Origin of the sequence: Paenibacillus sp. DMB5 (assembly GCF_001517085.1) — a bacterium.
GTDB lineage: Bacteria > Bacillota > Bacilli > Paenibacillales > Paenibacillaceae > Paenibacillus_AQ.
Genome location: NZ_LRAC01000091.1, coordinates 1 through 1,542 on the forward strand (window position 1 = coordinate 1; position 1,542 = coordinate 1,542).

Annotated in this window: 1 protein-coding gene; it reads right to left on the reverse strand. The window is 46.8% G+C overall.

Annotated elements, in window-relative coordinates; all coding sequences use genetic code 11:
* Nucleotides 1–47: 47 nt before the first annotated feature.
* Entirely contained in the window at nt 48–1,400 is a 1,353-nt protein-coding gene (locus tag AWJ19_RS09155) for a transposase (protein ID WP_068723110.1), read from the reverse strand.
* Nucleotides 1,401–1,542 lie beyond the last annotated feature (142 nt).

Genomic DNA, 1,542 nt, shown 5'->3' on the forward strand with positions numbered 1-1,542 from the left:
AATGAAGCATACATTACAGTCAGTAGCATCTACTCTAAAATTTTAACTCAACTTTCGCAGCTCAAATCTCCAAACAAACCCTTGATATAGCTGGGTAAACCGGAGATCCATTCCTGTAGTTGACAAAAAATAGCTGTTGTATTCTTCTTGGTTTTCGCCTGGGACATTTCGAGAAATAAACTCATAAGCTGCTGAAGCGCGGTCTGGTAGTCCAAGTCGCGGACTTCGTCGGCAAAGAGAAAGAAGAGTCCTCCAAGTGTCCGGTCGTCACTTGATTGACGCCGTTCGTATTCCATCGCTAAATATCGGCTAAATACAATCGTCGTATGGCTAATCAGCCCGTCAAACGAACGGCCCTGAAATTCAGTGCCCAATTTCAAATAACTTTTGGTGACTTTGAAAAAGGTCTCTATACTCCAGCGCATGCCGTAAATCCGTACGATTTCAGCTGCATCCAGCGTCACATCGGTACTTAAAATAGCCAGCCACTCCCGTTTTTTATTCCGGTTGCGGACAAACACAAGCTTCACCTGCAGACCGCAGGCGGTATGCACGATGAGCGAGCCTTTAATGTCTTTGGCATTCGATGCGGGCAGGCTTTGAAAGACCTCGCGGAGTGTCATTCGCTTACCGTGAACTAGGTAGCGTTGTTTCATTTCCTTTACCATACCAATCACAGGAAGCCCTTTAGCGGCAAGCTCACGAAGGAGTGGAGCTTGCGTAAACCAGCTGTCCATAAGCACGTAGTCGGCGGTGAATCCTGCACGTAAAGCCCGTTCTAGCAAGGCTACGACAGCATCCGGCTTCCGGGAAAAGGCCTCCAACCGGCGCTTGTAGCCGTGACTTCGTTTGGACAGATTCGAAGCCATTTCACACAACCGATTGGTGATTTTGGCAGAAGAGAGCATGACAAAATCAAGCGGAGCAAAGCTAAAACCGTCCGACCAACCTAGGGTTAGCATCGTGTAGCCTTTGGTGAATTTGCCGGTGGAATGGTCAAAAACCCGTGCTAACAACTCTGCTTTTTTGCTCCGGTTTCGACTCAAAACGGAATCGTCGATAATGAACACACGTACGCGCTGAGTAGAAATGAGCGATTCGAAATGGCGCACGTTCCGAAGACTTAAGGCTTGTAAAAAGCGACGCCACGCAAAAGAAGCTTGATTCAAAAACCGATAAATAACATCTTTGCCGGGAAGATCTGCAGCACGGTCACTTTCCAGAAGGCGAAACCAATTCTTCCCTTCGAAGACCAGGGAGAACACGATTTGAAAAATTGCTAGGCTCGAAAGACCGAACGATTTGGAAATACCTGCTTGTCGTAAGGTTTTCCCGATTTGAAGATTGGCAAAAAGTTTGGAAAAGCGAGACTGTTCAGACAGGGAATGTTGTTGTAACATAGGGTTGCGCACCTTTCTTGTTGGCATGTGAGCTCGACACTTCCATGATACCAAACAAGCGAGGTGTTTTTTGTCAACTTGGCTAAATATAGCGAATTCTTCTTACAGCCTCAAGGGTTTAAGCCGATTTTCTAGCTGCGAA